The sequence below is a fragment of the Methylobacterium sp. D48H genome (assembly GCF_053345715.1).
The window spans coordinates 44450-67569 of the sequence record NZ_JBKFAP010000004.1; the positions used below are offsets into that span (position 1 = coordinate 44450).

Here is a 23120-nt window from a genome sequence, read left to right on the forward strand (position 1 = left end):
TGCCCCGTGATGGTCGATGTGTCCTGACCCGAAAGGGTCATCCGTCCTCGCGAGCGCAGCGAAGCGATCCAGGGATCCGCCACGTTCGGCAGCGTCCCGCTGCCCTGGGTTGCTTCGCTGCGCTCGCAAAGACGGGAAGCCCGCAGCCGGTTTCAGATCAGTCCCAGCGCCTCCAGCACGACCTCGGGCGTCACCGGCTGGCGCGCGACACGGGCGTTCAGCGGCGCGAGCGCGTCGTTGATGGCGTTGACGACCGCCGCCGGCGCGCCGGCGGTGCCGGCCTCGCCCGCGCCCTTGGCGCCGATCTCGGACGACGCGGTGGCCGAGACCACGTGGGCGACGTCGATATCGGGCATCTCGCCGGCCATCGGCACGAGGTAGTCGGCCATCGACCCGTTCAGCAGCTGCCCCTCGCCGTCGTAGAGGCAGTGCTCGAACAGGGCCCCGCCGATCCCCTGGACGATGCCGCCGCGGATCTGCTCGTCGACGAGGAGCGGGTTGAGCACGGTGCCGCAATCCTCGACGCACCAGTGCTTGAGCAGCCGCACGAAGCCCGTCTCGGTGTCGACCTCGACGTAGGAGGCCTGCACGCCGTTGGTGAAGGCGAAGGGGTAGTCCTTGGGCACGTAGTGCCGGGTCGCCACGAATTCGGGCTGCACCCCCGGCGGCAGCGTGTCGGGGCGGAAGTAGACGATGCGGCCGAGCTCCGCGAGCGGCATGCGCTCGGTCCCGGTGCCTGCGTCCACCACGGCGCCGTCGCGGACGTCGAGGCTTTTCGGATCGGCCTGCAGGATCGCGCCCGCCACCGCCAGGACGTTGCCGCGCAGCGCCTTGCCGGCCTGCCACGCGGCCTCGCCGCCGATGCCGGCCCCGCGCGAGGCCCAGGTCCCGCCGCCGTAGGGGGTCGCCTGCGTGTCGCCGGAGATCACCCGGACCTTGTCCATCGGCACGCCCGTGGCGGTGGCCACGATCTGCGCGATGATGCCCTCGGTGCCCTGGCCCTGCTCGGTGACGCTGACCGACGCGACGACACCCCCCTGCGGATCGAGCCGGATCGTGCAGCCGTCCTGGGAGGAGATGCGCGCGCCGCCGACCCCGTAGAAGGCCGCCGACGGGTTGGTGATCTCGATGAAGGCCGCGAGCCCGATGCCCCGGTGGATCCCCCGCCGGCGCAGGTCCGCCTGCTCGGCCCGGAGGCCGTCGTAGTCCATCATCGCCTTGAGCTTGGCGAGCGCCGCTTGGTGGGACAGCTTCTCCAGCTTGATTCCCGAGACGCCCGCGCAGGGATAGGCGTCGTCCGGGATGACGTTGCGCTCGCGCACGGCCAAAGGATCGAGGCCGAGCCGGGCGGCGCCGAGATCGACGAGCCCCTCGGCCACCATCGTGGCGATCGGGTGGCCCACCGCCCGGTACTGGCAGGTCGGCGCCTTGTTCTGGAGCACGACCCGGGCCCGGGCCCGGTAGTGCCGGTGCCGGTAGGGGCCGCCGGTCAGGTTGACGACTTGGTTGGCCTCGACCGCGCTGGTGCGCGGGTAGACCGAGTAGGGCCCGATGCCCGTGAGGTCGTCCATGTCGAGGGCGAGGATGTCGCCCTCGGCCGAGAAGGCCATCCGGGCGGTGACCCGGTGGTCGCGGGCATGGATGTCGCTCTGGAAGCTCTCCAGTCGGTCGGCGACGAACTTGACCGGGCGCTTGAGCATCAGCGCCAGCGCGCAGGTCGCCATCTCGTCGGGGTAGATGTGGACCTTGATCCCGAAGGACCCGCCGACATCCTTGCAGATCACCCGCACCGCCCCCTCGGGGAGGGCGAGGTGCTTGCACAGGATGTCCTGCATCATGTGCGGCGCCTGGAAGGAGTGGTGGACGGTGAGCATCCCGTCCGCCGCCGTCCAGTCGGCCAGGATCGCCCGCGGCTCCAGGCACACGCCCGTGTGCCGGCCGAACTGGAAGGTCTCCTCGACCACCAGGGCCGCGTCGCGGAAGGCCGCGTCGACGTCGCCGACGTCGAGGACGCGCTCGAAGGCGAGGTTGTCGCCGAGCTCGGCGTGGATCGCGGGCGTCGCGGGATCGAGCGCCGTCTCCATGTCGACGACGGCGGGGAGCGGGTCGAACTCGACCGTGATCGCCGCGAGCGCGTCCTCGGCCTCGGCCCGGCCGTGCGCGACGACCGCGCAGAACGGCTCGCCGACCCAGGTCACCCGGTCGAGGGCCAGGGCGTGCTGGGGCGCCGAGCGCAGGCCCTTGAAGTGGCCGAGCACGCCGACCCACGGCGTGCACACGGCCGCCAGTTCGGGCCCCGTCACCACGGCGATCACGCCGGGCATCGTTTTGGCGTCCGCGGTGTCCAGGGCGACGATGCGGGCGTGGGCGTGGGGGCTGCGCAGGAAGGCGACGTGGCCGAGGCGGGCGACGGCCACGTCGTCCACGTAGACGCCCCGTCCCTCGAGCAGGCGCCGCGCGTTCGGCCGCGGGACGGAGCGGCCGATATAGCTGTTCGGCCGGTCGAGGAAGGTGAGGCCGCCCGGATCCGCGCTCATTCGGCGGCCTCCAGGCCGGCATCCCTGCCGGCATCCCGGCGGCCTTGCCCGCGCGCCTCGGCGGTCGACGCGATGGCGTCGACGATGGCGTGGTAGCCGGTGCAGCGGCAGTAATTGCCCGCGATCGCCGCGCGGATCGCCTCGCGCGAGGTGGCCGCGTCCGCGTCGTCCAGGAGCTCGGCGGCCGTCACCAGCATGCCGGGGGTACAGTAGCCGCATTGCAGGGCGTTGCGGGCGTGGAAGGCGTCCTGCAGGTCGCGGATGCGCCCGCTCTCGGTCAGGCCCTCCACGGTCTCGACGGTCGCGCCGTCGGCCTGGACGCCGAGCATCAGGCAGGACCGCACCGCCCGGCCGTCGACCAGGATCGTGCAGGCGCCGCAGACGCCGTGCTCGCAGCCGAGATGCACGCCGGTGAGGCCGAAGGACTGGCGCAGCAGGTCGCCGAGATGCATCCGGGCGGGGACATGCGCCCGCACGGCCTCGCCGTTCAGCGTGAAGGCGACCGCGTGCGCGCGGTCGGGGCTCTCAGACGCCATCGGGACCGCCCTCCTGCGCGCTGCCGCCGCGCATCCTCGCCGCCACGCGGCCGAGGATCACGCGGGCGAGGTGGAGCCGCGTCGCGGCCTTGGTCGTCGGGTCGTCCGGCGGGTCGAGCTCACCGGCGAGCGCCGCCTGGGCGCCCGCGAGGTCGCCGGCCTCCAGGGCCGCCGCGGCGGCGCGGGCGAGCACCGGCCGGTCGGCGACGCCGAAGAAGGCGAGGCGCAGGTCCGACAGGCCGCCTTCGCCTCGCCGCCCGGTCGCCGCGAGGCCGACGAGGGCGTAGTCGCCGTGGCGGCGCGACAGTTCCTCGAAGCCCCAGACCGCGTCGGCCCCCGGAACCGGGAACTCGATCGCCGTGACGATCTCGCCGGGCTCCAGGGCCGTCGTGTAGAGGCCCTGGAAGAAATTGTCCGCCGGGACGCGCCGCTCGGCCCCGGGGCCGCGCACCACGATCGAGGCGCCGGCGGCGAGGCAGCAGGCGGGCCACTCGGTGGCCGGGTCGGCCAGCGCCACCGAGCCGCCGATCGTGCCGCGGTTGCGGATCGCCGGATGGGCGATGTGCGGCAGGGCGGCGGCGAGCAGCGGCAGGCGCTCGCGCACGAGTGCCGCGGTCCCGACGTCGCGGTGACGCGTCATCGCGCCGATCCGCACAGTGCTGCCGGCCTCGCCGCCGGCCTCCGAGACGCCGGTGAGTTCGGGGATCGCGTTGAGGTCGACCAGCAGGCCGGGCGCCGAGAGCCGCATGTTGAGGGCCGTGACGAGGCTCTGGCCGCCCGCCAGCGGAACGGCGTCCTCCCCGTGCTCGGCGAGCAGGGCCAGCGCCGCGTCGAGCGAGGCCGGACGCGCGTAGGCGAAGTCGGGCGCCTTCAAGCCCTGGTCCTCCTCCCGATGGGCTTGCCCATGACCGCCCCGATGGGACAGGCTGGAGGCCCTTATTGATCGTTCGCTCAATAGAAGGCGAAACCGAGATGGCGTCAAGCAGGCCGGCGGACAGTGACGGTCGCGTGCCGACCGGCCGGCGGCTGACGCCGGAGGCCCGCGAGCGCCAGATCGTCGAGGGCGCGGTCGCCTACTTCGCCGAGGTCGGCCTCGACGGGCACACCCGGGAGCTCGCCCGCCGGCTGGGCATCACGCAGCCGCTGCTGTTCCGCTACTTCCCGACCAAGGCGGCGCTGATCGAGCGCATCTACGAGGAGGTCTATCTCAGGCGCTGGGATCCCGGCTGGGAGGCGACGGTGCGCGACACCGCGCTCCCCGTCCTCGAGCGCTTCCGGCGCTTCGAGATCGACTACCAGCGCCGGATCGACGACTACGCGTGGCTGCGGATCTTCGTGTCGGCCGGCCTCAAGGGGTTCGATCTGCCGAGCCGCTACCTCGGCATGGTCCGCGCGCGCATCTTCGCGCCGCTGCTCGCCGGGATGCGCGCCGAGTCGAACCTGCCGGACCCGGAGGTTCAGCCGCTCGCCGCGGACGAGTTCGAGCTCCTGTTCGGCATCCACGGCGCGCTGGTCTACGTCGGCCTGCGCTCGCGGGTCTACGGCATGGACGGCACGGCGGACCGCGACGCGGTCCGGGCCGCCATGCTCGACGCCGCGCTTCCGGGGCTGCTCGCCACCCACCGCCAGGTGGTGACGGCGGCGCGGTCGTCCGACGCGCTGTAGGGCCGTCCCGGGATCCCCGGATCACGGGAGGCGCCGGTCCGGCCCGCCCGCGTCACCGGAGCGGGCGGCCGCGGCGATGACTTTCGCGGGAACTGCGTTAGCCTCGCGGGCCGGAGGAACGCCATGACCCAGGGAACGGAACCGGCGGCGCTGCCGCCCCACTTGGCACAGGAATACGCGGCGGCGCGGGACAACGGCTGCGTCGGCACCCGGCTGCTCTCGGAGGATGAGCGCTCCCGGGTCTGGACCATCGTCCTGGCGCCCGGCGCCCGGATCGGCTTCCACACGCACGTGCTCGACTATTTCTGGACCGCGGTGACGGCGGGGCGGGCCCGCTCGCATTACGGCGACGGGCGGGTCGCGGAGGTCGATTACCGCGCGGGCGACATCCAGCACCTGTCGTTCGGGCCGGGCGAGTCGATGACCCACGACCTCGCCAATATCGGCGACACGGAGCTGATCTTCACCACCGTCGAGTTCCTGGACAGCGCGAACCCGCCCCTCGCGCTCCCGGCCGCCGTGCGCGCGGAGGCGACCCGCCGCGCGGCCTAAGCGCGGGGGACATCGGGCGGGACCGCCGTCCCGGCCATCACCGCCTCGGGGCTGCGGAACCGCTCCGCCGCCGCCCGCTCGGCCGCGCCGCGCTGCTGCGCCTGCAGGTACGCGCCGAGATCGCGTCCCCGCGCCACGACGGCCGCGCCGTAGGCGCGTCGGCGCGCCTCGAAGGCCGTGAGCGCGGCGTCCACGTCGGCGCCGGCCGCGTCCAGGGCGTCCGCGAGGGCGGCGGCGTCCTCCATGGCCTTGGTCACGCCCATCCCGACATGGGGCCGGGCCACGAAGGCGGCGTCGCCGATCAGCGCGACGCCGCGCGCCGGGATCATGGTCGGCGTCTCGATGTCCAGGATCGCCTGCAGGAACGGCTGCTCGGCGCGCAGCATGACCTCGGCGAAGGGCGGCGCGAGGATCCGCGCCGCGTCGGCGCGCATCGACTCCAGCACCGCGGCCTTGATGCGGCCCGGCGGGATGGAGAGGGCGTGGCGGACGCCGCCGGTATCGGTCAGCATCGCGGCGAGCGCGGCCTCCTCGGTCGGCCTGTACCAGACCGCGTTGAAGCACAGCCCGGCGGCCTCGTCCGCGCGCCCGGGCACGGGATAGCCGAGGATCTGCTCGCCCGGAGGCAGGCAGAACGCGAAATGGCCGCCGATCGCCTCCCGGGTCGCCGGCGCGAGGGCCGCCGCGTCGACGACGGCGCGCCACGCCACGTAGCCGGCGTAGCGCGGCGCGACACCGCTCAGGAACCGTGACCGCACCGTCGAGAACTGCCCGTCGGCGCCGACGAGGAGATCCGCGGAGATCCGGCGACCGTCCTCGAAGAAGGCGACGACGCGCGCGCCGTCGGATTCGACCGCGGCGAGCGCCGCGCCGTAGCGGACGCTGTCCGGGGGCGCGGCGTCCAGGAGCAGCCCGTAGAGCCGTCCCCAGCTCGCCAGCACCTGCGGCAGGCTCCGCTCCGCGATCACGGTCCCGTCCCGGTCGAGGACCCGGCGGCCCTCGACGGTGACGCCGAGCTCGCCTGCCCCGGCCGGAGCACCGCAGCGCGCCAGCACCGCCCGGAGGCCGGGATGCGTGACGATCCCCGCCCCGCGGCCCGTGAGCGCGGCCGCCGACCGCTCGAACACCGTGACGGCGTGGCCGCTCCGCGCGAGCAGGCACGCCGTGGTCAGCCCGGCGATCGAGCCGCCGATGACGGCCACGTCCAGTCGCTTCATGCAGCCCTCGAACCGGGACAGCGGTCCCGACCGCGCCCAGCATGGACGCGCCCGACCGGCCGGCCAAGATCGAAATCGCCGCGGGGCGCCGCGCTAGACCGGCCGCACCAGCCGGTCGAGCCGCATCCGGGTGATCGCGCCGATCTCCTCCAGGGCCGTCGCCTCCTCGTCCGCGACCGCGCGCGCGAGGCGCTCCTCGAACAGCGCGCGGATCTCGCGCAGGTCCCGGCCGCGCACGGCGACGATGAACGGGAAGCCGAACCGGTGCCGGTAGGCGGCGTTCAGCCGGTCGAAGGCCGCCGCGTCCGCCTCCGTCAGCCGGTCGAGGCCGGCGCTGCCCTGCTCCTGCGCGGAATCGGCGGTCATCGCCCGGGCCCGGGCTTCCGGACCGGCGAGTTCGGGATGGCCGTTGAGGAAGGCCAGGCGCACGTCCGGCGGCGCCGCGCGCACGGCCGCCATCATCGCCCCGTGGAGAGCGGCGAGGTCGGCGAAGGGCGCCGCGCCGTGGGCGGCCCGGGCGACCCAGGGCGCGTGCTCGAAGACGCCGCCGAGATACGCGACGAAGGCGTCGCGCTCGAGGGCGTTGAGGCGGTCGAGGTCGATCATGCCGCTCAGCTTCCGCGATAGGTGGTGAAGCTCGACGGGGCGCACAGCATCGGCACGTGGTAATGCTGCTTGGCGTCGAAGACGGCGAACCGCACGACCGGGTTGTCGATGAAGATGTCGGCCTCCGCCGTGCCGGCCCGGCCCAGGAAATAAGGGTCGACGAAGAATTCCAGCTGATACTGGCCGGTCTCGGCCTTGTCGGCCGGGAGGATCGGCGCGTCGGTCCGGCCGTCGGCGTTGGTGACGACGCTCTTCACGAGCCGCCACTGGCCGTTCTCGAGGACGGAGAAGTCGATCCGGACCCCCGCGACGGGGCGGCCGCGATCGGTGTCGAGGACGTGTGTGGTGATGCCCGCCATGCCGGGTCTCCTTGTCGCGTCGGGGATCGGACGGGTCAGCTGCCGCGGTAGTAGGAATAGCCCCAGGGCGTGAACAGCACCGGCAGGTGGTGGCGCTGGCTCGCGTCGCGGATCCGGAACCGGATCGGCACGAGGCCGAGGAAGTTCGGGGTCGGGAGCTTCACGCCCAGGTTCGCGAAATACGCCTCGAGGTGCAGCACCAGCTCGTAGCGGCCCACCTTGAAGGCCTCGTCGACCAGGAGCGGCTCGGCGGTCCGGCCGTTCGGCGCGGTGGTGACCGTCCGGATCGGCCGGTAGCCGGTGCCGTCGTGCATCGCGAGGTCGCAGACCATCCCGGCGCCGGGCGTGCCGTGGAAATTGTCGATGGCGTGCAGGGTCAGCCGCGGCGAGAGGCCGGCCTGCGACACGGGCGCGGTGTTCAGCGTGCCGGGCTTGGTCGGGGCACCGGCCGGAGCATCGGCCGGAGCCGCCGCCGGAGCGGGCGCGCCCTGCGCCAGCGCCGGGCCCGCGGAGACCGCGGCCGCGGCGCCCAGCCCCGTCGCGACGAGGCCGCGCCGCGTCAGAGCGTGTCGTTCGGGTCCGTGTTCCAAGAAAGCCTCCCTCTCGTGCTGCGGTTCACGCCGGCTCGTGCGCCGCGCGGGCCCGGGCGCGCCGACCCATCTCCGGCGTCGCCGGCGGGACGAAGGCCAGGATCAGGACGAGCGCCGCGGCCTCGACGGCGGCGACCAGCCAGAGGCCGGTCGCGATCGAGCCGGTCTGCTCGCGCAGGTAACCCATCGCCGCCGGCGCTCCGAAGCCCGCGAGATTGGCCACCGAGTTGATGAGCGCGATGCCGGCCGCGGCCGCCGACCCGGCGAGGAAGCGGCCGGGGATCTGCCAGAAGACCGGGATCGCGCTCATCGTGCCGACGATCGCCACCCCGAGCATGAGCAGCGCGAGGACCGGCGCGCCCGCGATGAAGACGCCGGTGAGCGCGATGGCCAGTGCCCCGACGAAGGCCGGGACCCCGCAATGCAGCCGCGCCTCGCCGGTCCGGTCCGAGTGGCGGCCGTTGAGGATCATCCCGGCGCCGCCGCAGAGATAGGCGGCCGACATGATCCAGCCGACCGTCAGCGGGTCGGTGAAGCCGGCGTCGCGCACCACGCTCGGGCCGAAGAAGGTCAGGGCCGAGTTCGCCGTGACGATGCAGAAGAAGATCGCGATGCACTGCCAGACGCGCGCGTCCTTCAGCGAGGCGAGGATGCGGTGCTCGCGGTGGCCGAGGGCCGCGGCGTCGCGCGCGAGGTCGGCCTCGACCAGCGCCTTCTGCTCCGCCGTCAGCCAGCCGGCCTTGGCGGGCCGGTCCGTGAGGTAGAACAGCGTGACGATCCCGGCCAGGATCGACGGGATGCCCTCGAGCAGGAACACCCACTGCCAGCCGGACCAGCCGTTGACGCCGTGCATCCCCGACATGATCGCGCCCGCGAGCGGCCCCCCGATGACGCCGGCCAGCGCCGAGGCGGACATGAACAGCCCGAACACCTTCGCCCGGCGCTCGCTCGGATACCAGTAGGTCAGGTACAGGATGACGCCGGGATAGAATCCGGCCTCGAAGACGCCGAGCAGGAAGCGCAGGACGTAGAAGAACGCCGGCGTGGTGACGAACATCATCGCCACGCAGCAGAGCCCCCACAGCAGGGTGATCCGCGCGATCGTCTTGCGGGCGCCGATATGCTCCAGCAGCAGGTTGCTCGGCACCTCGCACAGGAAGTAGCCGATGAAGAAGATCCCCGCGCCGATGCCGTAGACGGTCTCGCTGAACCGGAGCTCGGCCAGCATCTGCAGCTTGGCGAAGCCGATGTTGACCCGGTCGATCCAGGACAGGATCCACAGGACCATCAGGAACGGCAGCAGCCGCCACGTGATCCGGCGGTAGGCGTCGTCCAGGCGCGCGGGCGCCGCGAGGGCCGGCATGTCGGTCGCGTGGTGCGCCTGGATCGTCATGGCTGGCCCCACAGGGTTGCCCCATCCGGAATAGGGCGTTGGAATTCCGAGCGATGCAGGACGGCTGCCAGTCTCGCGCCGGCGGGCCGCCCGCCCCGTCTCAGACGATGGCTTCGCGCGGCGCGAGCAGCGTCGCGAGGGCGTGGCCGAGGCCGACATTGTCCGCGGCGACGGCGGGCGGGCGCCGGTAGGGCGCGGCCGCGGCGGCGACGACCGCCTTCACCCCCGACGTGACCGAGCACAGGACCGGGACCGGCACGTGCGGCTGCAGGCGGGCCGCGAGGCCGACCAGGGCGGCGCCGCCGAGGATCACCGCCTCGGCGCGATCCTCCTCGGCGCAGGCCCGGCAGGCGGCCGCGAGGTCGGACAGCGCCGCCTCCGGGTCCTTGGCGATCTCGCCGCCGGTGCGCGCGATCGTCCGGATGCCCGCGAGGCCGTCACCGACGCCGAGGCTCGCGACGCACTCGCGGAGCATGGGCTTCCACAGGGCCCCGCCGGTCACGATGGCGTAGCGCCCGGCGACCCGCTGGGCCTCGCGGCACGACGCTTCGAGCATCCCCACCACCGGGACCGGTGAGACCTCGCGCAGGGCCAGCAGCCCGGGATCGCCGAAGCAGGCGAGGAAGACCGCGTCGCAGTCCCGGCCGTGCTCCGCGAAGGCGTCGAGGGCGGCGTGGCCGGCGATGGCCAGGGCCGCCCGGCTGGCGATGTAGGCGGCGCCGAACCGCGCCGTGGCCGGGACGAAGGTCGCAGTCGCGCCCGCCATCGTCCCTACCTGCCCGGCCAGGAGGTCGGTCACAGACGTGCTGGTGTTCGGATTGAGCAGCAGGATCCGCATGGCGCCCTCGGGTGGCGGGAGCCGGCCGGATGGCCGGGCAGAGGCCCGCACGCAGCCGGCCGGGGATGGAGAGGTCGGGGGGCCCGGCGGCGCGGGTCAGGCCGCGCCGCCGGGCCGTTCGTGTCTCCGATCCGGACCGGGGCAGGTCCAGATCCGGACGGCCTCAGGCAGGACGGCCTCAGGCAGGACGGGCCGCGCCCGCGGGGCGGCGCATGAGGGCGGTGTAGATCGCGAAGCCCAGGGCGCACCCGATGAACCACGTGAAGTTCGCCACGCCCTCCAGGCCCGGCAGGATCACGCAGAGCACGGGGATGAGGGCCGAGGGGATCATGGCGGTCACCGCGGCGCGGTTGTATCCGCCACTGTACCAGTACGTCCCGGCGGGGCTCATCGTGTAGAGGTCGTCGAGGACCACCTTCTGCTTCTTCACGAAGTAGAAGTCGGCGATCAGGATCCCGAACAGCGGGCCGATGAACGCGCCGAGGACGTCGAGCGTGTAGTGGATCACAGCGGGATTGTTGTAGAGGTTCCAGGGCGTGATGAAGATCGAGCCGACGGCCGCGATCATCCCGCCCATGCGCCACGAGATCCGCCGCGGCGACACGTTCGAGAAGTCGAACGCGGGCGAGACGAAGTTCGCGACGATGTTGATCCCGATGGTCGCGGTCATGAAGGTGAAGGCGCCGAGCACGACCGCGAAGGTGCTGTCGATGCGGCTCACCGTCTCCACCGGGTCGGTGATCAGGTGGCCGAAGACCGGAACCGTCGCCGAGGCGGTGACGACCGTCAGGAGCGAGAACCCGAGGAAGTTCACCGGGAGACCCCAGAAGTTACCCTTCCTCACCGCCTCGAAGCTCGCGCCGTAGCGCGAGAAGTCGCCGAAGTTCAGCATCGGCCCGGAGAAGTAGGAGACCACGAGGGCGACGGCGTTGATCATCACCGGCAGGGCGTCCCAGCCGGTATACTTCACGGTGCCCAGGGTCAGCCCGATCTCGCCGATCCCGGCCTTGGCGACGAGGTACGCGGCGAGCGCGATCATCACCACGTAGACCGCCGGCCCCGCCCAGTCGATGAACACGCGGATCGCCTCCATGCCGCGCCAGAAGACCAGCGCCTGCAGGACCCAGAGCGTCATGAAGGCGGCCCAGCCCAGACCCGACAGGCCGGCGAAGCCGTACTGCTTGACGTCGGCGTAGACGGCGAGTTCGGGGTAGAAGCGGAGCGCCACCACCGTCAGCGCCGCCGAGGCGAGGTAGGTCTGGATGCCGTACCACGCGACCGCGATCAACCCGCGGATGATCGCCGGGATGTTGGCGCCCTTGACCCCGAAGGAAGCGCGGCAGATCACCGGATAGGGCGTGCCGGTCTGCTGGCTCGGCTTGGCGACGAGGTTGCAGAAGATCTGGACGATCACGATGCCGACGAGCAGGGCGATCAGCACCTGCCAGCTCACGAGGCCCAGCGAGAACAGGGAGCCGGCGGTCACGTATCCGCCGACGCTGTGGACGTCAGACATCCAGAAGGCGAAGATGTTGTAGGTGCCCCAGGTCTGCTTGCGCAGCGGGGCCAGATCCTTGTTCACGAGATCCGGATCGTAGCTCGGCTTGATGACGACGGCTTCCCGTTCGTCCGACACGGCCGTGCTGATGCCGGCGGCCTCAACCTGTGCGTACATGGCGTTTCTCCCTGACTGGCGCAGCCCTGTTGCCGGGCTTTTTCCGTGACGCTGACGACCCGCTGGGACCGCCATGCAAAACCTGGAACTCTCCGTCTCCTGAGTTCTGAAAACACGACCTGAATACAGATCACGACCGAGTTCGGACCTCCAAGTCCCGGTCGCGACGTCGACTTTTCTATCCCGCGACGACCGCCGCGAGGCGGGTCCGGAGGCTGCCCGCGTCGGCCGGGGCGCCCGCGGCCTCCGCGAGGAGCCGGGCCAGGCCGGACGGGTCGTCCGCCTCCGCGGGGAGTCCGGCCGCGTGGACCCGCTCCGCCATCGCCACGCCCGCCGCGGACGACGCGTCGGCCAGCCCGGCGCAGACCGGGCCGAAGACCGCGCCGAACAGGGCGCGGCCCATGCGGGTCGGCCGGTAGCCGCCGCGCGGCGGGTGGGCCGCGATCCAGTGACGGGCGATGTCCAGCCGCGTGGTCACCCAGGCGTCGGGGTGATCGCCCACGTAGTCGAGGAACCGCTCCAGCGCGGCCATCCGCCCCGGACGCCCGACCAGGCGACAGTGCAGCCCCACCGACATGATGCCGCCCCGTCCCGCCTCGCCCTCGCGGTACAGGACGTCGAACGTGTCCTTGAGGTAGCCGAAGAACTGGTCGCCGTTGTTGAAGCCCTGGGCGGTGGCGAACCGCATGTCGTTGGCGTCGAGGGTGTAGGGGACGACGAGCTGCTGACGCCCCCCGATCCGCAGCCAGTAGGGCAGATCGTCGGCGTAGGAATCGGCGAGGTACAGGAATCCGCCCTCGGCGGCGCCGATGGCGAGCGTGTTCGCGGAGGTGCGCCCCTGGTACAGGCCGAGGGGCCTGCTGCCCGTCAGCGATGCCTGCAGCGCGACGGCGGCGTCGATGTCGGCGCGCTCGGCCTCCGGGCTGTGGTCGCGGTAGTCGATCCAGCGCAGGCCGTGGCTGGCGATCTCCCAGCCGGACTCGACCATCGCGGCGACGGCCTCGGGGTTGCGCTGCATCGCCGAGGCTACGCCGAAGACCGTGACCGGGAGGTTGCGGCGCGTGAACGCGCGCCAGAGGCGCCAGAAGCCGGCGCGGGCGCCGTACTCGTAGATCGACTCCATGTTGGCGTGGCGCTTCCCCGGCCAGGGCAGGGCCCCGACGATCTCGGAGAGGAAGGCCTCGGACGCCGCGTCACCGTGGAGGATGCAGTTCTCGCCGCCCTCCTCGTAGTTGATGACGCACTGGACGGCGACGCGCTTGCCCCCGGGCCAGGCCGGGTCCGGTCGATGCCGGCCGTATCCGACCATGTCGCGGGGATAGTCCTGGTCGAGGTCGAACATGGCGTGATCCCTCGTTCCGACGCGAGATAGACGCACGGCCGACCGTTGGTCCAATATCTTGTTCAGCTTGATTGATAGGTTGCACGTTTAGATGGTGCGATCATTGATCTGAGTGTCGGAGCGCCGTCGGGCGGACCGCCACCGGCCTGTCGTCGATCCGGCGGAGCCTGCCCGTGCCCGGTCGACGACCACACCCGCCGCCGCGTCGGCGGGCCGACGGTCGGTCGTCCCGAGCGGGCACCGCGGACCCTAACGGGCGCGGCTGGCGGGGATCGGGCCGGCGGCGAGCATGCCCATCAGGGCGTCGAACGCCAGCGGCTTCTCGACCAGGGGTATGCCGGCGGCGCGGGCGCGGCTCCGGATGCCCGGATCGGGGTGGCCGGTGATCAGGATCACGGGCACGCCGGCAGCGAGGTCCCGCAGCCGGCCCCACACCGCGAGCCCGTCCATCCCCGGCATGACGTGGTCCAGCAGGACGAAGGTCGGGTGCGGGCCGGGGAAGGCGGCCAGCAGCGCGCGTCCGTCGGCGAAGGTCTCCACCCGGTGGCCCTCGCTCTCCAAGAGGAAGCGGGTCGAGTGCAGGATGGCCGGGTCATCGTCCACGACGTAGATGAGGCTCGACGCGGCGGGCAGCGTGGCGTTCGCCGGGAGCGTGGCGTCCAGTGAGGTCATGGTGCCGAGCTTAGGGGCGGTTCGCGGCGGCCGACCTTGACCTGCCTCAAGACCGGGACCGCGTCCGTGCTGCCGCCATCCCGAGACCGGCGACGTTCCTGCCCCGGTCGATCCCGCCCTGCGCGTGCCGCTCGCTGTGCGGCGATCCGACACGTCGGGCGGTGACGCTCCGGTCCGCACCGGAGGCCCTTTTCGATTGATTCAGCTCCGATTCCTCATCTTGAAGTTGAACAACCGTCTCTGCGCGCACGATATCGCGATCCGGAGGCCGAATGACAGACCCCGCGACAGAAACCTCTTTGGAATAAATCTTAATCAGTTTGCTTATATTTTACGCAACCCGATCATGACTGCTCAGCCTGGCTGACGCGTTCGCAGCCCTGGGTTCCGTCGCCTGGACATCCGCCTCATGAAAATGACCATCAAACTGCGACTCGTCTCGCTGCTCGGCGGACTCGGCTTGGTGCTGCTCGCCACGGCGGCGCTCGGAAATCTCTCGCTCCACTGGAGCCATCAGAGCCTGAAGACCGTCTTCGATGATCGCGTCGTCTGTCTCCGGCAGTTCAGCATCATTCGCGACGCCTATGACGACCTGCTCGACGCCTCGCGCCAGCTGCGCGGCAAGCAGATCGAGCCGGCAGAGGCCAAGGACAAGATCGAGCGCGATCTGTCGAAGCTCCACAAGGAGTGGTCGGCCTATCTGGCGACCTACCTGACCCCGGAGGAGGAGGCCCTCGCCAAGGAGCTGCAGGTGCGCGTCGATCGGAACGACGTGATCGCGGCCGAGATCCTCAAGCGCGTCGCCGCCGGCGCGGCCTCGGATTTCGAGGCCACCCACACGGACCTGCTGAAGAGCATGCAGGCCACCAACGCCACGCTGAGCAAGCTGACCGCGTTGCAGGTCCGGGAAGCCGAGGCGGAGTTCCGGCGCTCGGAGACGATTGCCGGCTGGTCGCGCCTCGCGCTCCTGGCCGCGCTCGCGCTCGCCGCGCTCAGCATCGCCTACGGCGTGTACGTGATCGTCGTACAGATCACGCGCCCGCTGGGCAGCCTCGTGGGCGTCCTGCAGCGGATGGCCAAGGGCGCGGTCGACGCCGAGATCCGCGAGGCCGCCCGCGGCGACGAGATCGGGGCCGTCGGCCAGGCCGTCGAGGGCATCAAGGCCATGGTCGCCCGCAAGGCCGCCGAGGAGGCCGAGGTCCGGCGTCGCGCCGACGCGGCCGCCGCCGCCGAGCGCAAGCGCACCATGGTCGAGCTCGCCGACGGCTTCGAGCGCGCCGTCGGCGGCATCGTCGGCTTGGTCTCGTCCTCGGCCACCGAGCTCCAGGCCACCGCCCAGCAGATGACCGCCACCGCCCAGGAGACCGCATCCCAGTCGACCACCGTGGCCGCGGCCGCCGAGGAGGCGTCGACCAACGTCAACACGGTGGCTGCCGCCGCCGAGGAGCTCGGCTCCTCCGTCCAGGAGATCGGCCGGCAGGTGACCGGCTCGGCCCACCTCGCCCAGGCCGCGGTCGGCGAGGCCGACCAGACCGCCCACCTCGTCCAGGCGCTCAGCCAGAACGCCGCGCGGATCGGCGACATGGTCGGGATGATCTCCGGCATCGCCGGCCAGACCAACCTGCTGGCGCTGAACGCCACGATCGAGGCGGCCCGCGCCGGCGCGGCCGGGCGGGGCTTCGCGGTGGTGGCCTCCGAGGTGAAGGCGCTGGCCGAGCAGACCGCCAAGGCGACCGAGGAGATCGCGCGCCAGATCGGCGAGGTCCAGGGTGTGACCGCGCAGGCGGTGACGGCGATCGGCGGGATCACCGGCCGGATCCGGGAGATCGACAATGTGGCGACCTCGATCGCGGCCGCCGTCGAGGAGCAGGGCGCGGCGACCCAGGAGATCGTGCGCAACGTGGCCCAGGCCTCGGCGGGGACGAACGAAGTGACGGGCAACATCGCCGGCGTGGCGCAGGCCTCGGAGGAGACGGGGGCTGCGGCCTCGCAGGTCCTGTCGGCGGCCTCGGAGCTGTCGCGGCAATCCGAGCATCTCGGCGCCGAGGTCGCCCGCTTCCTCGCCACCGTCCGCGCCGCCTGAGGGTGGCCACGCCCGAGATCCGCGTCCGCCCGGTCCGACGGGGGGACGCGGATCTCGCCGACGCGCGCGTCCCGTCGGCGACGACAATCTCGGGAATCGAGTCCACCACCCGCAGCGCGCAGCAAATCCGCGATCACGCCAAGCTTGCCGGATCCCGACACGCGGGCAAGGCCGCGATCGACTTGAGCCAGATCAATGACCGGCCGCACGGATACCGGATGCTCGGCCCGTGAGAGATGGCAGGTCGTCTGTCGCTCAGGGCTCGGGCGCCCGGACATCGGGCCGCCGATGCCGTCAGTCCGCACGGGGATCCGGTGAGAACGATCGAGAACCGAACGGCGGACATGGTCCCGAACGCGCTCAACATGCTCCTCGGCGTCGTGCTCCTCCTCGCACCTTGGTACTTGGATCTGGGCTACGAGACGGCCGCCGCGCGCAACGCCTTCGTGACCGGGGGCGCCATCACCGTGGTCGCACTCCTGGCCCTCGGCGTGACCTGCGCCTGGGAGGAATACCTCAACGTCGCCCTCGGGCTCTGGGCGGCCGTGGCGCCGTGGGTTCTCGGCTTCGCCGACGCGACGGCACCCGTGTGGGTGCACGGCCTGACCGGGCTCGCCGTGGCCGCCCTGGCCGCGTACGCGCTGTGGCGGCTCTTCGTGTCGCCCCAGGCGCGCTCCGTCTGAGGCGCGCCCGTCGCCGCCGCGGCCGCGGGCATCCGGCCGGCACCCGCGACTACGGGATTGCCCTTAAGGGGCGCGCCTTAAGGCTCCGACCGGAATTTCTCCGCCTCCCGCCCGCTGCCAATCTCGTCCCGACCGACGCAGGCGAGGAGCGCAGCGATGAGCACCGAGTTCACGGCACGGACAGCACCGGAGGGGCCCGCAGCCCGTCCCGCTCCCGTCCCGGAGATCGAGGGGGGCACCCTGTTCGCGGGATGCCCCGACGTCGTCGGGACACCGTTCTCCTACGCCCGCGAGGAGGAAATCTACGGAGAGGGCGAGGAGGCCGAGTTCGTCTACAAGGTCCTCAGCGGCGCGGTGCGCACCCACAGGGTCCTGAGCGACGGGCGCCGCCAGATCACGGGCTTCCACCTGCCCGGCGACCTGTTCGGGCTCGGGCAGGGCGAGACCAATCGCCAGACCGCCGAGGCCCTCACCAGCACCAAGGTGCTGATCTTCAAGCGGCGACAGGTCGAGCGCGCCGCGACCGGGCGGGCCGAGGTCGCCTGCCGACTCTGGAGCGTGGCCACGAGCGACCTGCGACACGCCCAGGACCTGGCGCTCCTGCTCGGACGGCGCTCGGCCCAGGAGCGGGTCGCCGCCTTCCTGCTGGAGGTCGATGACCGCCTCGGCGCCGCCGGCACCTTCGCGCTGCCGATGACCCGCCGCGACATCGCCGACTACCTCGGCCTGACCATCGAGACCGTATCGCGCACCCTCTCGCAGCTGGAGGAGGACGGGGCGTTGCGACGCGACGGCGGCCGACAGGTGTGCCTGCATCGGACCCGGCTGCGCCGTCTCGTCGAGGATTGAGACAGGCGCCGCCGGGGACGCCACCGGCAACGCCGCTGCGGGCTGTCGCGCGGTTCGCGTTGGCTTTCGGGGTGGCTTTGGGGTGGCTTCGGGGTTCCTTCGGGATGGCGCCTGCGCGCAGGACGCCCCCTCGGAGACGGTCGCGGACGGCGCCGGCGAGCGGGTGCGGAGACGAAGGGCGTCACCGCCTCTGGAAGCGCGCGATCAAGCCCGGGGCCTCCTCGCGGATCAGCCCGAGAAAGTTGTCGATCACCGGGTTCCGGCGCTGATGATGCAGCGCGTAGACGTCCGCCGACAGGAAGGGCGGCTTGATCGGCAGGACGACGACGTCCGGATGCCTCGGTCGGCCGACGAATTCCGGGATGATGGCGAGACCGAAGCCCGCCGCGACCAGGTTGATCAGCGACGAGGCCTCGCGGACCTGCTGCGAGATGCTCGGCGTGAACCCGCGCGCGATGCAGGCTTGGTAGATATCCGCCGCGAAGCGCGAGCTCTCGAGGCCGAGCGAGATCAGCGGCTCGCTGCGGAAGACGTCGATCGCGACACTGCGACCGGCGGCGAGGGCGTGCTCGCGCGGTACGGCCACGCAGAGCCGCTCCGGCCACGCCAGGTGGGCGACGAGATCCGGATCCTCGGGGGGGCTGCGGAGGAAGCTGAGATCCGTCCGGTTCGCCTTGAGGGCCGCGATCTGGTCGGCCGGCGCCATCTCGTGGATGCGCACGTCCACCGCCCGGAAGCGCTGCTCGAAGGCCCGGATCAGGCAACCGGCCGGCCCCGCGAGGACGGAACTCGTCATGCCGATGTTGAGGATGCCGGCCGTTCCGGTGCCGATCGTCCGCGCCCGGTCGACGGCATCGGCGACCTGCGCGAGGACCGCCCGCGCGTTCCCGAGGAAATCCTCGCCCGCCGCGGTCAGGACGACGCGCCGGCTCGAGCGCTCGAACAGGTTGACGCCGATCTCCACCTCGAGATCGCGGATCTGCTGGCTCAGCGGCGGCTGCGATACGCCCAGGCTCTGGGCGGCGGCGGTGAAGCTGAGATGCTCCGCCACCGCGGCGAAGTAGCGAAGATGCCGGAGTTCCATGGGCCGACCCATAGGAATTTCGAATGGATAGAAGCACGGAAGGTCTTTTGCGTCTAGACTCGCGGGGTGGACGTCCTCGACGACCGGGATCTCGCCGGCCCGTCAGGACCGTCGACAGCGGCGTGTCGCCGAGGCGGGGCCCGGCAGGCGTCCGTCCCGCACCGCGCTCAGGTCCCGCCCGGGTGGATCCCGACGCGCTCCGCGGCGAAACGCTCGCGGAGCCAGGCCGCGGCGGGGCCGCAGGGCCGCTGCTTGTGCCAGACCAGTTCCAGGGCGATCGGCCAGTCGCCCTCATCGAACTGGAGGTCGGGCGTCACGAGGTACGGCGCCGTGAGGGACGCGGCGATGACGTGGTCGGTGACGAAGGCCCAGCCGATCCCGTGCTTCACCATCTCCAGGATGACCCAGTGGCTCTCCACCCACCACACCTCGGCGGCGACCCGCAAACGGCGCTTCTCCGCCCCGTCGCCGCGGGCGGCCACGAGGATCTGGCGGTGGCGCTTCAGCTCCTCCCACGCCACCCGCTCCTTCGCGAGCGGGTGATCGCGGCCGCAGACCAGCTTGAGCGGCACCCAGCCGATGGTCCGGAACCCGAGCTCCGTCGGGAGCCCCTCCTGGCGCCACATCACGCCCAGGTCGGCGGCGCCCGACTGGACCATGCGGCTGACATCCTCCATCAGCGGGAAGAGCAGCTCGAGCTCCACGAAGGGGAAGCGCTGGGCGAAGCTGGCGAAGAGGGCGCCGAGGGCGTGCTCGGGGTAGAGCTCGTCGATGGCGACCACCAGCCGGTTCTCGACGCCCTGCTCCAGGCTGCTCGCCACACCGATCAGGTGCTCCCGCCGGTCGAGCACCACGCGCGCCTCCAGCAGCAGCCGCTCGCCCGCCGGGGTCAGCACGGGGTTCCGGCCCGCGCGGCTGAACAGCGCCAGCCCCAGATCCGTCTCGAGGTTGGCCACCTGCGTGCTGACGGCCGACTGCGTCTTCCGCAGCACCCGCGCCGCGCCCGAGAACGACCCGGCCTCGGCCGCCGCTACGAAAGCCTGGAGCTGGTCGAGCGAGACCGCCATCTATCTGTTTATCCGATACTTCCTAACTTGTGGATCGCCTTATCGCAGATAGAGAGCGGCCGACCAATCCGCCTCTCGAGAGCGAGACCATGCGCACCACCCGCGACCGCATTCGCCACGCCATCCTGTTCGAGGTGATCGGGCTGCTCCTCATCGTCCCGCTCGGGACCGCGGCCTTCGGCCTGCACGCCGCCGACATGGGCGTGATCGGAATCGGCAGCGCCCTCGTCGCGACGAGCTGGAACTACGTCTACAATCTCGGCTTCGACCGGACGATGCAGCGGCTCGCCGGGCACACGCGCAAGAGCCTCGTCCTGCGGGTCGCCCACGCGGTGCTGTTCGAGGCGGGGCTGCTCCTGATCCTGCTGCCGCCGATCGCGTGGTATCTCGGCATCGGCCTCGTGGAGGCCTTCTTCATGGATCTGGCGATCGCGGCCTTCTACGTGGCCTACGCCTTCGTGTTCAATCTCGCCTACGATCGAACCTTCCCGCTCCCGAGCTGGACCGAGGCTGCCGCCGAGCCGTCCCGCTGACGCTCGCGCCGGCCGCGCGGCGAGACCGCGACGGCGGCGCGGCGGGCGTTCGAGGGTCCGCGGCGCCGCGTGAGGCGCCCGCTATCCCTCCGCGCGGACGAGATCCGTCGTCTCCGGTCCGCGCCGAACCTCCGCGCCCACGGGACCGACGGGTGGCCGGCCCGGCGGGATCAGCGCGGCGAGCGCCTTCTGGAGAAGGTCGGGCCGGACCGGCTTGTGAATCAGAGGGACCCCGCTGTCCAAGGCCTCCCGCATGCGGACGGGCGCGGTGTCGCCGGTGATGAGGATCGCCGGGATCGGCCGTCCCCAATGCTGCCGCAGCGTCGCGATGGCTTCGGCGCCGGTCTGGCCCCTGCGCAGGCGGTAGTCGCAGATCAGCGCGTCCGGCGGCGGCCCCTGCGGCGGCCGTTCGGTGACGTCGGTCGGGTCCTCGAAGGCCCAGCACAGGCAACCCCAGCCGGAGAGGAGCGCCACCATCGCGTCGCGGACGATGGCATCGTCGTCGACGATCAGGATGCGGGCGCCGACCAGGCGGCCGCTCTCCGCGCTGGCGGCCGCGGGCGCGTCGTCGAGCCTCGCGTCCCGCCCGGCATCGAGCGTCCGGGGGACGAGGATGCGGAAGACGCTACCGCTCCCCATCTTCGACGAGAGGGAGAGCGGGTGATCGAGCGAGGCGGCGATCCCGCGCGCGATCGCGAGTCCCAGCCCCAGACCTTTGTGACGATCGCGCTCCGGATTCCCGAGCTGGTAGAACTCCCGGAAGATGTCCTCGCACTTGTCGACCGGGATGCCGATCCCGGTGTCGTAGACTTCGATCGACACGCCCGCGCGCCGGCGCCGGCAGCCGATGAGGACGCCGCCGCGCTCGGTGTACCGGATGGCGTTGAGGACGAGATTGCGCAGGACCAGCTCCAGCAGGGCCGGGTCCGAGACGATCGCCAGGTCCGTCTGGGGCGTCCGATAGATCAGGCGCTTGGCGTCGGCCAGCGGCGCCAGCTCGTTCTCGATCTTGTCGAGGAGCGGCTGGAGCTCGAAGGCGCGGGGCCGCGGCGTGATGACTCCGGCCTCCAGGCGCGAGAAGTCCAGAAGCGTGTTGAGCATGTCGGTCGACGCGACGTTCGCGGTCTGGGCGTTCTGCAGGATCCGCCGCTGCGGCGCGGCGAGATCCGTCTGGCTCAGCGCCTGGAGGAAGAGGCCCTGGGCGTGGACCGGCTGGCGCAGGTCGTGGCTGGCCGCCGCGAGGAACTGCGACTTCGCGGTGTTGGCGTGCTCGGCGTCGCGGCGGGCCCGGTGCGCCGCGGCGGTCTCCGCGCGCAGCTGCTCCACGAGGGCCGCGTTCTCGAAGCGGAGCTCGATCGATTCCCGCACGCGGCGGCTGGCGAGCACGACCTGACCGTACTGCCCGACCACGAAGAGGATCGAGCAGATTGCCAGGGCGCGGTAGGGCGCGCCGCCGAGCGACCAGAGGGTTCCCGCGGCCAGGACGGCGACGGGCACGACGAGGGCGAGGTAGAGGTGCCGCCGCGGCGCCAGGAGCGAGACGCCGTTGCTGCAGGTCGCGCCCAGCAGCGACATGGTCAGGATGCTCACCGCCGGGACCTGGAGCGGCAGCGCGATCCAGATCAGCGATCCCAGGATCGCGCCCTCGACGATCTTGCTCAGGAAGATGACCCGCTCGACCCGGCGGGCGCGGTCGGGCTCGCCGATCGCGGCGCGGACCCGACGCGCGTAGGCGGCCGCCCCGAACCGCTCGACGAGGAACGCGCCGTACCAGCTCAGCAGGACGGCGTGGGGCACCAGGCTCCACAGCACGGCCAGCATGAGCGTCGAGACGAGGAAACCGACGGCGACCGACTGCGTGACGCCGTCCAGGACGAGGCGCAGCTGCTCGGCCGCGATCCGCTCCTCCTGCGACGGGCTCATCGGATCAGGCCGAACTGCTGCGCCTTGAACACCGCCTCGGCGCGCCGGGTCACCCCCAGGACCGACAGCAGACCCTGCACGTGGCCGCGGACCGTGTGTTCCGACAGGCCGAGATTGCGTCCGATCATCTTGTTGGACAATCCGCGCCCGACGAGGGTCAGCACCTCGGCCTGCCGCGGCGTGAGCGTCGGGCAGAGGGCGCCCCCGACCCGCGGGACCGCGGACGACCGGGCGAGCATCTCGCGCAGGACCGTCATCATCCGCTCGGGGCGGTCGGTCTTGGACAGGAACGCGCAGGCGCCCTGCGCCAGCGCCGTGCTGACGGTATCGGGCAGATCCAGGCCGGACACGACGACGATCCGGGCGGCCGGCCAGCGTTGCTGGAGCAGGCCCATCCCCTCGAGCCCGCCGATGCCCGGCAACTGGATGTCGAGGAGGACGATCGTCGGGACGACGGCCACGATGGCGAGCGCCTCGTGCAGCGATGGGCTGTCGAGAACCGGGATCTCATCGAACGCCGTCGACAGCATCGAGACGATGCCGGACCGGAACAGCGCGTGGTCATCGATGATGAGGATTGCTTCCTGCGCCATGCGGATCCTGTCTAGAGCAACCGCACAGGCGCCGTCACGGGTCATGGACCAGTCCATGTGGACTGGTCCACGAAGCCATCCCGATCGGCTAAGCCACGGGTCGAGGAATCCGATCGCGCGCGCCCGGACATGCAGCTGGAGACCACGCGGACGGGATCGGATGCTGGGCGAGGGCGTCCGCCATCCCGCGCGGCCCGCGCTTCACACCGCTGCCGTCGCGGCGACGGTCCGGTGATCGCGGGCGGTGACGTCCGTCGGACCGCGCGCGCGGCCCTCCCAAGTCGACTCGAGGGAAGTCCATGGTTCATCGCCGTCAGAGACGA

General features: G+C 71.9%; 22 protein-coding genes and 1 pseudogene. 7 read left to right on the top strand and 16 right to left on the bottom strand.

Going from position 1 to position 23120, the window contains the following annotated elements; genetic code table 11:
- Positions 1-152 precede the first annotated feature (152 nt).
- Genes ACLBX8_RS10545 through ACLBX8_RS10555 form a run of 3 tightly spaced genes read right to left on the bottom strand, consistent with a single transcriptional unit; the run spans position 153 to position 3947 of the window.
- Positions 153-2537 carry a xanthine dehydrogenase family protein molybdopterin-binding subunit gene (locus ACLBX8_RS10545; protein ID WP_447715065.1) on the bottom strand — a complete coding sequence of 795 codons (2385 nt, stop codon included), beginning with the start codon at positions 2535-2537 and terminating at the stop codon, positions 153-155.
- Positions 2534-3073, bottom strand: a complete 540-nt coding sequence (locus ACLBX8_RS10550; RefSeq protein WP_091981651.1) for a (2Fe-2S)-binding protein — start codon at positions 3071-3073, stop codon at positions 2534-2536. The genes ACLBX8_RS10545 and ACLBX8_RS10550 overlap by 4 nt, the downstream gene beginning before the upstream one ends.
- Entirely contained in the window at positions 3063-3947 is an 885-nt protein-coding gene (locus tag ACLBX8_RS10555; RefSeq protein ID WP_447715066.1) for an FAD binding domain-containing protein, read from the bottom strand. The genes ACLBX8_RS10550 and ACLBX8_RS10555 overlap by 11 nt, the downstream gene beginning before the upstream one ends.
- A 134-nt stretch (positions 3948-4081) precedes the next feature.
- On the opposite strand from ACLBX8_RS10555, the gene ACLBX8_RS10560 reads away from it, so the two are divergent.
- Both ACLBX8_RS10560 and ACLBX8_RS10565 read left to right on the top strand, forming a co-directional pair.
- Positions 4082-4738, top strand: coding sequence for a TetR/AcrR family transcriptional regulator (locus tag ACLBX8_RS10560; RefSeq protein WP_447715067.1), 657 nt, complete (start codon positions 4082-4084; stop codon positions 4736-4738).
- Positions 4739-4861: 123 nt separating this feature from the next.
- Complete coding sequence (locus ACLBX8_RS10565; RefSeq protein WP_447715068.1) at positions 4862-5290, top strand: hypothetical protein; 429 nt, start codon at positions 4862-4864, stop codon at positions 5288-5290.
- On the opposite strand, the gene ACLBX8_RS10570 is transcribed toward ACLBX8_RS10565, so the two are convergent.
- From ACLBX8_RS10570 to ACLBX8_RS10610, 9 genes and pseudogenes are all read right to left on the bottom strand, one after another.
- The gene (locus ACLBX8_RS10570; RefSeq protein ID WP_447715069.1) at positions 5287-6507 is read right to left on the bottom strand and encodes an FAD binding domain-containing protein; all 1221 of its coding nucleotides are present in this window, start codon (positions 6505-6507) and stop codon (positions 5287-5289) included. The genes ACLBX8_RS10565 and ACLBX8_RS10570 overlap by 4 nt on opposite strands.
- A gap of 93 nt (positions 6508-6600) precedes the next feature.
- Entirely contained in the window at positions 6601-7113 is a 513-nt protein-coding gene (gene uraD, locus ACLBX8_RS10575; RefSeq protein ID WP_447699345.1) for a 2-oxo-4-hydroxy-4-carboxy-5-ureidoimidazoline decarboxylase, read from the bottom strand.
- Positions 7114-7118: 5 nt separating this feature from the next.
- Positions 7119-7472 carry a hydroxyisourate hydrolase gene (uraH, locus tag ACLBX8_RS10580; protein WP_447699344.1) on the bottom strand — a complete coding sequence of 118 codons (354 nt, stop codon included), beginning with the start codon at positions 7470-7472 and terminating at the stop codon, positions 7119-7121.
- A 35-nt stretch (positions 7473-7507) separates the two neighbouring features.
- Positions 7508-8062 carry a hydroxyisourate hydrolase gene (uraH, locus tag ACLBX8_RS10585; protein ID WP_447715070.1) on the bottom strand — a complete coding sequence of 185 codons (555 nt, stop codon included), beginning with the start codon at positions 8060-8062 and terminating at the stop codon, positions 7508-7510.
- Between the two features lie 25 nt (positions 8063-8087).
- On the bottom strand, positions 8088-9455 hold the full coding sequence (locus tag ACLBX8_RS10590; RefSeq protein WP_447699342.1) for an MFS transporter: 1368 nt from the start codon (positions 9453-9455) through the stop codon (positions 8088-8090).
- Between the two features lie 100 nt (positions 9456-9555).
- Positions 9556-10293 carry an aspartate/glutamate racemase family protein gene (locus tag ACLBX8_RS10595; protein WP_447715071.1) on the bottom strand — a complete coding sequence of 246 codons (738 nt, stop codon included), beginning with the start codon at positions 10291-10293 and terminating at the stop codon, positions 9556-9558.
- Between the two features lie 178 nt (positions 10294-10471).
- Positions 10472-11968 carry an NCS1 family nucleobase:cation symporter-1 gene (locus ACLBX8_RS10600; RefSeq protein ID WP_020094451.1) on the bottom strand — a complete coding sequence of 499 codons (1497 nt, stop codon included), beginning with the start codon at positions 11966-11968 and terminating at the stop codon, positions 10472-10474.
- A 211-nt stretch (positions 11969-12179) separates the two neighbouring features.
- Positions 12180-13310, bottom strand: a pseudogene (gene puuE, locus ACLBX8_RS10605) (allantoinase PuuE); the annotation flags it as partial.
- Between the two features lie 249 nt (positions 13311-13559).
- Positions 13560-13982, bottom strand: coding sequence for a response regulator transcription factor (locus ACLBX8_RS10610; RefSeq protein ID WP_447699340.1), 423 nt, complete (start codon positions 13980-13982; stop codon positions 13560-13562).
- Positions 13983-14391: 409 nt separating this feature from the next.
- Between ACLBX8_RS10610 and ACLBX8_RS10615 the strand changes: the two genes are divergently transcribed.
- The 4 genes from ACLBX8_RS10615 (at position 14392) to ACLBX8_RS10630 (ending at position 17597) form a co-directional block, all read left to right on the top strand.
- A complete protein-coding gene (locus ACLBX8_RS10615) occupies positions 14392-16065 on the top strand; it encodes a methyl-accepting chemotaxis protein (protein ID WP_447715072.1) in 1674 nt (557 codons plus the stop codon).
- 2 nt (positions 16066-16067) lie between these two features.
- Positions 16068-16298, top strand: coding sequence for a hypothetical protein (locus ACLBX8_RS10620; protein WP_447715073.1), 231 nt, complete (start codon positions 16068-16070; stop codon positions 16296-16298).
- Between the two features lie 111 nt (positions 16299-16409).
- Positions 16410-16748: an SPW repeat domain-containing protein gene (locus tag ACLBX8_RS10625; protein WP_447682237.1), complete on the top strand. Its 339-nt coding sequence runs from the start codon at positions 16410-16412 to the stop codon at positions 16746-16748.
- 156 nt (positions 16749-16904) lie between these two features.
- A complete protein-coding gene (locus tag ACLBX8_RS10630) occupies positions 16905-17597 on the top strand; it encodes a helix-turn-helix domain-containing protein (RefSeq protein WP_447715074.1) in 693 nt (230 codons plus the stop codon).
- A 181-nt stretch (positions 17598-17778) separates the two neighbouring features.
- On the opposite strand, the gene ACLBX8_RS10635 is transcribed toward ACLBX8_RS10630, so the two are convergent.
- Positions 17779-18681, bottom strand: coding sequence for a LysR family transcriptional regulator (locus tag ACLBX8_RS10635; RefSeq protein ID WP_447699337.1), 903 nt, complete (start codon positions 18679-18681; stop codon positions 17779-17781).
- A gap of 167 nt (positions 18682-18848) precedes the next feature.
- Positions 18849-19748 (bottom strand): LysR family transcriptional regulator, encoded by a 900-nt coding sequence (locus ACLBX8_RS10640; RefSeq protein WP_447715075.1) that lies wholly within the window; start codon positions 19746-19748, stop codon positions 18849-18851.
- An 89-nt stretch (positions 19749-19837) separates the two neighbouring features.
- On the opposite strand from ACLBX8_RS10640, the gene ACLBX8_RS10645 reads away from it, so the two are divergent.
- Positions 19838-20281, top strand: a complete 444-nt coding sequence (locus ACLBX8_RS10645; RefSeq protein ID WP_020094459.1) for a PACE efflux transporter — start codon at positions 19838-19840, stop codon at positions 20279-20281.
- A gap of 81 nt (positions 20282-20362) precedes the next feature.
- On the opposite strand, the gene ACLBX8_RS10650 is transcribed toward ACLBX8_RS10645, so the two are convergent.
- Together ACLBX8_RS10650 and ACLBX8_RS10655 are read right to left on the bottom strand one after the other, a co-directional pair.
- Positions 20363-22204, bottom strand: coding sequence for an ATP-binding response regulator (locus ACLBX8_RS10650; RefSeq protein ID WP_447715076.1), 1842 nt, complete (start codon positions 22202-22204; stop codon positions 20363-20365).
- Positions 22201-22797, bottom strand: coding sequence for a response regulator (locus ACLBX8_RS10655; RefSeq protein WP_056527077.1), 597 nt, complete (start codon positions 22795-22797; stop codon positions 22201-22203). Before ACLBX8_RS10655 ends, ACLBX8_RS10650 begins: the two co-directional genes overlap by 4 nt.
- Positions 22798-23120: the final 323 nt, after the last annotated feature.

What these genes read in the sequence shown, in the direction of transcription:
- uraH (WP_447699344.1), bottom strand. Translation starts at nt 7,472, where the DNA reads ATGGCGGGCATCACCACACACGTCCTCGACACCGATCGCGGCCGCCCC.
- ACLBX8_RS10645 (WP_020094459.1), top strand. Translation starts at nt 19,838, where the DNA reads ATGCGCACCACCCGCGACCGCATTCGCCACGCCATCCTGTTCGAGGTG.
- ACLBX8_RS10570 (WP_447715069.1), bottom strand. Translation starts at nt 6,507, where the DNA reads ATGAAGCGACTGGACGTGGCCGTCATCGGCGGCTCGATCGCCGGGCTG.
- ACLBX8_RS10565 (WP_447715068.1), top strand. Translation starts at nt 4,862, where the DNA reads ATGACCCAGGGAACGGAACCGGCGGCGCTGCCGCCCCACTTGGCACAG.
- ACLBX8_RS10600 (WP_020094451.1), bottom strand. Translation starts at nt 11,968, where the DNA reads ATGTACGCACAGGTTGAGGCCGCCGGCATCAGCACGGCCGTGTCGGAC.
- ACLBX8_RS10635 (WP_447699337.1), bottom strand. Translation starts at nt 18,681, where the DNA reads ATGGAACTCCGGCATCTTCGCTACTTCGCCGCGGTGGCGGAGCATCTC.
- ACLBX8_RS10590 (WP_447699342.1), bottom strand. Translation starts at nt 9,455, where the DNA reads ATGACGATCCAGGCGCACCACGCGACCGACATGCCGGCCCTCGCGGCG.
- ACLBX8_RS10545 (WP_447715065.1), bottom strand. Translation starts at nt 2,537, where the DNA reads ATGAGCGCGGATCCGGGCGGCCTCACCTTCCTCGACCGGCCGAACAGC.
- uraD (WP_447699345.1), bottom strand. Translation starts at nt 7,113, where the DNA reads ATGATCGACCTCGACCGCCTCAACGCCCTCGAGCGCGACGCCTTCGTC.
- ACLBX8_RS10625 (WP_447682237.1), top strand. Translation starts at nt 16,410, where the DNA reads ATGGTCCCGAACGCGCTCAACATGCTCCTCGGCGTCGTGCTCCTCCTC.
- ACLBX8_RS10655 (WP_056527077.1), bottom strand. Translation starts at nt 22,797, where the DNA reads ATGGCGCAGGAAGCAATCCTCATCATCGATGACCACGCGCTGTTCCGG.
- ACLBX8_RS10595 (WP_447715071.1), bottom strand. Translation starts at nt 10,293, where the DNA reads ATGCGGATCCTGCTGCTCAATCCGAACACCAGCACGTCTGTGACCGAC.
- ACLBX8_RS10650 (WP_447715076.1), bottom strand. Translation starts at nt 22,204, where the DNA reads ATGAGCCCGTCGCAGGAGGAGCGGATCGCGGCCGAGCAGCTGCGCCTC.
- ACLBX8_RS10630 (WP_447715074.1), top strand. Translation starts at nt 16,905, where the DNA reads ATGAGCACCGAGTTCACGGCACGGACAGCACCGGAGGGGCCCGCAGCC.
- ACLBX8_RS10550 (WP_091981651.1), bottom strand. Translation starts at nt 3,073, where the DNA reads ATGGCGTCTGAGAGCCCCGACCGCGCGCACGCGGTCGCCTTCACGCTG.
- ACLBX8_RS10610 (WP_447699340.1), bottom strand. Translation starts at nt 13,982, where the DNA reads ATGACCTCACTGGACGCCACGCTCCCGGCGAACGCCACGCTGCCCGCC.
- ACLBX8_RS10615 (WP_447715072.1), top strand. Translation starts at nt 14,392, where the DNA reads ATGAAAATGACCATCAAACTGCGACTCGTCTCGCTGCTCGGCGGACTC.
- ACLBX8_RS10640 (WP_447715075.1), bottom strand. Translation starts at nt 19,748, where the DNA reads ATGGCGGTCTCGCTCGACCAGCTCCAGGCTTTCGTAGCGGCGGCCGAG.